This window comes from Citrobacter sp. Igbk 14 (genome assembly GCF_028069825.1).
Taxonomy (GTDB): domain Bacteria; phylum Pseudomonadota; class Gammaproteobacteria; order Enterobacterales; family Enterobacteriaceae; genus Citrobacter.
The window spans coordinates 1-882 of sequence record NZ_JANEWM010000150.1 but is presented as its reverse complement, the minus strand read 5'-3'; the positions used below and the strand labels follow the sequence as shown (position 1 = coordinate 882).

General features: G+C 31.9%; 1 protein-coding gene. It reads right to left on the bottom strand.

Annotated features, from left to right (window positions below; genetic code table 11):
- Positions 1-15 precede the first annotated feature (15 nt).
- The coding region (locus tag NNN64_RS22845) for a hypothetical protein (RefSeq protein WP_271442884.1) at positions 16-882 on the bottom strand (867 nt) is incomplete at its 5' end.

Sequence of the window (882 nt, the reverse complement as noted above, 5' to 3'; positions counted from 1 at the left end):
ATACATTCTTCATTCTTATCGCACAGCAATAAGCTCCATTTCTCGACACAGCCCATTACGTCGATTGTCTTCTATCAATTCTACATTTGTAAATCCAACATTAGATAATATATCGATAAGATAATCTACAGAAAACATATTATAATGAAAATCCCCTTCGTAATCTTGAGCCCCGTATGTGACTTTACGTAAATCTTCAAAACTCATTATGCCTTGCACATAGTCATTTATCATGCTATTTGCGTCTGGGGTCACTATTCTTAAAACACCACCTTTCTTCAATTTAGAAAGCCAGTTAGGGAGTATTACTCTACTGAGTTCAACTTCTGTAAAATGTTCAATTAAATGTGCACTATATATTTCGTCTAAACTTTGGTCGTCAAAAAACAAGTTTCCAGCATCACAAATAACATCAATGCCTGGCAATTGCCTTGCATCTACATTAATATACCCTTCTGGTTGAACATGCCCACATCCAACATTTATTCGTCTTAAATTTTGATTTTCATATTTTTCATTATTTAATACTAAACTCTCTATTTTTGTATTATTTCTATCCTTAAGAGTATCCGTTTTCACTCTAAATTCAAACATTAACTCTTCACGGATAAACTCCAACCTTTCCATGTGTTGGTAAAGAATAGTTTTTATATCTTTACTGAGCAGATCCCTTTTATCTTCCATCTCAATCAACTGAGTGATGATTTTATTTTCATTTCCAAAGTGATGTGCAATACTTTTATCGAGTTCATCAATGCGAGATTTTAACCTTTCATTATTTTCATAAATCATATCCACGCGAGAATTTAGCTTATTACTGTTTTCATTGATAGCATCAACAATACTCTGTATTTTCGAATTTATGTTACTAAAATTAAACAT